Annotated in this window: 6 protein-coding genes; 4 read left to right on the forward strand and 2 right to left on the reverse strand. The window is 62.5% G+C overall.

Annotated features, from left to right (window positions below; all coding sequences use genetic code 11):
• Nucleotides 1-248: hypothetical protein (locus ACZY08_RS29665; RefSeq protein WP_463748169.1), on the reverse strand; the 248-nt coding region annotated here is incomplete at its 3' end.
• Here ACZY08_RS29665 and ACZY08_RS29670 point away from each other — a divergent pair.
• Nucleotides 232-627, forward strand: coding sequence for a hypothetical protein (locus ACZY08_RS29670; RefSeq protein ID WP_463748170.1), 396 nt, complete (start codon nt 232-234; stop codon nt 625-627). The genes ACZY08_RS29665 and ACZY08_RS29670 overlap by 17 nt on opposite strands.
• Here the strand turns inward: ACZY08_RS29670 and ACZY08_RS29675 are convergent.
• The gene (locus ACZY08_RS29675) at nt 614-1,270 is read right to left on the reverse strand and encodes a hypothetical protein (RefSeq protein WP_463748171.1); all 657 of its coding nucleotides are present in this window, start codon (nt 1,268-1,270) and stop codon (nt 614-616) included. The genes ACZY08_RS29670 and ACZY08_RS29675 overlap by 14 nt on opposite strands.
• 729 nt (nt 1,271-1,999) lie before the next feature.
• Between ACZY08_RS29675 and ACZY08_RS29680 the strand changes: the two genes are divergently transcribed.
• The 3 genes from ACZY08_RS29680 to ACZY08_RS29690 all read left to right on the forward strand — a co-directional run bounded on the left by ACZY08_RS29680 (nt 2,000) and on the right by ACZY08_RS29690 (nt 3,283).
• A complete protein-coding gene (locus ACZY08_RS29680; protein ID WP_463748172.1) occupies nt 2,000-2,194 on the forward strand; it encodes a hypothetical protein in 195 nt (64 codons plus the stop codon).
• A gap of 109 nt (nt 2,195-2,303) precedes the next feature.
• Nucleotides 2,304-2,765, forward strand: coding sequence for a hypothetical protein (locus tag ACZY08_RS29685; protein ID WP_463748173.1), 462 nt, complete (start codon nt 2,304-2,306; stop codon nt 2,763-2,765).
• Nucleotides 2,766-2,809: 44 nt separating this feature from the next.
• On the forward strand, nt 2,810-3,283 hold the full coding sequence (locus tag ACZY08_RS29690) for a hypothetical protein (RefSeq protein ID WP_463748174.1): 474 nt from the start codon (nt 2,810-2,812) through the stop codon (nt 3,281-3,283).
• Nucleotides 3,284-3,504 lie beyond the last annotated feature (221 nt).

The raw sequence follows: 3,504 nt of genomic DNA on the forward strand, positions 1-3,504 counted from the left end.
GGCCGCGGGATGATGGGCGGGATGGGGATGCCCAGTTTCGGCGGTGGTGGTGGCGGTATGCCCACCGGCGGTGGCGGGATCCCCGGCCTCAACGCACTGAACTCGTTGTCGTCCCTGCCGAGCTCGTTGACCGGGTCCGCACAGACCGGGCTTGCGTCGGCCAGCACGGCGATCGGCCAGCTGCCGGCCGGCCTCGGTGGACCGTTGACGCCGAATTCGAGTCCGAGGGAGGTGGCGGCACGGATCATCTGGGAGGCCCACCGGCGCAACTATTCTCGGGAAGAGACGATTGCCGCACTGTCTACGGCGATCCAGGAAAGCGGACTCAGCCCGAAGGCCAGTGGTGGCGGTGGGGCGTGGCACGGGATTTATCAGCAGGACACGAGCTATGCCGGCCGCGATGATCCGAACAGGAACATCGAGGGGTTCTTCAACCAACTCGATAAGAAGCGCGCCTCCGGCGGTGCGAGCCCCGACATTTGGAAGAACATTTTCTGGTTACAACAGGCACCCGCCGATTCGTCGGCTCAGATCAGTGTCCAAACACGCCGTAGCGCTTACCTTTCCGAGATCATGTCCAGGAAATCGGAAGCCGCGCACGTCTTCGACAGCATCATGGCGGCGTGATGATGCTGCTGCTGATGATGCTGCTGCCACCGCCGCCAAGGCGGTACTGGTCGCCCGGTTGGGGACCGCAGAAGAGCCATCGCAGGAACTGGCCCACGGTCGAGTTCCACGCCGCATTGCGGTCCAAAGTCGCTGCGAACTCCTCAAAATCCTCGGCCTGCCCGTAGGCGGGGTGGCCGATGGCGATCTCGTCGACGATGCAAATTTGGTCATCCCAGAATTCGGGGTCGCGGGGCGCTTTCAGTCGGAACCAGAGGTGTCGCCCCGGTCCGGTTGGCCATCGGTGGTCGACGGTTGCGAGCTCTGCGAGGTCCACTCCGCCCACATACTCTCCGTATTCGTTGAGTTTGGCACCGTAGGGCTGCTCGTATGGCATGCGAGTTGAAATGTCGAGTCGTCCTCGGCGGTGGAGAGTGCGCACGGCACGGTGAATGCTGACACGGTCGCTTCTCGGAGCGCCGAATTCGGCAAGGTCGAGTAGGTCGGCGGTGTACCACCGCCAACGTGCTCTCACCCTGGGGAAGTCATCATCGACTGGGCCAACCAATGCGGCGATTGTCTTCGTGCTGTACCAGTCATTGTCGCGGCGTTGGATCAGGGCATCGAGCACTCTTCTTTGGACCGCACCGATGCCTTTGGACACGGACCCAATAGTAAGTGTTGTCTTTTACATTTTAAGTGTTGCCAGACATGGTTTTAAGTGTTGCCAATGGCACGCGAACCGTCGGCGCGCTCGGCTTCAATAGAAGCTGCCCCGCTCCGTTGCACCGGCGCGGGGCAGCCAAATTGTCCCGTCGTCTCGCGAACTAGGAACCAAATGAGCATAGAACCGCATTCCAGCGGACAACACCCCGAGCCCACGAGTCCTGCCCCGCATCCGACTATGGCGTTGGCCTTGGCGGCTGGTTGCGCCCTGATCGCTGGTTACCTCACGGATTGGGAGACTGCCGTGACTGTGTTCTGCGCGGTGGTCTCACTGTTCGGTAACAAGACTGGCTGAGCGCGTCGTTCGTGCGATGCCGTCGGCTCGGGACGGGCCACATCAGATGTGCTGTGTGCGAGTCGCGGGGTGGTTGGCGATCGGGTGCCTTGCGAGGACGCTGATAGCTCGTACTTGTTCGGCAGGGGTTAGACAGCACCGGGGATTCGTGTCCGGCTACGGGTTCCGGTTGTGCACGCTGTCGCACCCATACGGCGTGTCGCACCGGACGCGACGATCCGGCCATACGGTCTATTCCATGCCCAACCGACGTGCCAACAGACGCCGTGACCTGCGCGTCCTCGCCGCCCTCTGTAGGAATCGCAGTCCGGCTCAAGAACAGGGGAGGGTTCGCGACTTTCGCGTCGGGCCCACGACTGTGGAGGAAGTGTCGTGAAGAATCTCGTGCTCCTGTTGCTCATGGCCAGTGCTCTCGCCTACTTGGCGCTGTGTGCGTACTGCATCGCTGCCACTGGCAGCACAGATGGTCTGGTCGGGATCGGAGGGGCCGCGATCACCGCGGTGTGTGGTGTGGTCATCGCCTACATGCGGCGCGACGACAAGGGGCAGGACAGCAGCGGCGACTGACGTGGTTGACCGGCCGCTCCCACCGGCGTGATGCCAACTGCCGCACCGTCGCACCGATTATTCGGCGCCGTGGAGCCGAAGTTCGTTGCGGATCCGGCAGGATATCCGCATGAGGCCAGAGGTATGGATTTCGACAACGACATCCGAGGTGACTTTCGAGAACAACACGCCCGGCGGCCAGTGGGAGCATGTCGGCACCATCGATACGGCCCAGGAAAGTGATCTCACCAAGAACCTCCAAGTGCTGCTCGGTAGGCGCAGGACCGCGCCGCGGATCCCGGGTTTCTATCTGAGCGGAGATCCGGAAAGCACCTGGGTCCAAGGCGTCAAGGAAGATCCCGCTGACCAGTCACCGTTCTGGATTGCCATCGACCCCTGGGGGACGATGCGAGCCTCGATTCACGGTGCCGCCGAGACGTACTTCGTCAGCAATGAGATGGCGACGGTGACCCGGTCGCTGGCCCGACGTACACCTGAGTCCCATCCCGGCCTGCGTGTGAAGTCCGTGATGATCGGCATCAAGGTCAAACGCAACGATTACGGCCTTTTCACCCCGCGAGTGCACGAATAACTGGGCTCTGTTGGTCGTCGCTGGTCGGCGGATATTCTGAAGCGGTGAGTGCCGGCGGCTATGTATCGCAGATAGACCGTGTGCTGGCTTCGGCCGTGTCGGTTTTTCCTGACCCATCTCGCGCTATGGAGTGGGTCGGGTTGGATCGGCCGACGATCGCGGCCGCGCCGGCCGACGGCGGCGGCCAGCTGGCCGAGTCGCTCGACCAGGCGACCGATACCTATGCGCGGATGACTGCCGAAACTGAAGCGGTGCAGGCGGCGATCCGTGAAGCCGCGGAGTCTGCTGCCGAGACAGCCCGACAGGCAGCGATCAATATGGCCTCGATTCGGGATGCCGCCCAGTCGCAGGGGCAAGCGATCATGCCGACCGAGGATCTTGAGACCGCGGAGCCGCACGATCTGAAGCTGCTGGTCGAGACGATGGACTCCAAGCTGGAAGCGGCACAGGATGTCCTCGGCACCACCCGTGAGAACTTCGAACGCAGCGCCGAGCGGCTACGGGCGACCTACCTATAGCTGAGCACGGCAGCAAAATCGTAGCTGCCGGATCTCCTCGACCAGCTGAACTGCATCTCCAGGCGTGACGCTGCGCAGATTTCGTGCATTCGCTCGACCCGGCAGCAAAACCCTTTGACAGCCGTTGCGGCGCACAACTGAGCCGTTTTGGGTGTGGTTGGGGGGTTGGTGTGGTGGTTAGTTTTGGTGGGTGAGTGGCGGGTCGGTTGGTGCGTATGTGG

The organism is Mycobacterium sp. IDUB_9 (assembly GCF_055419505.1).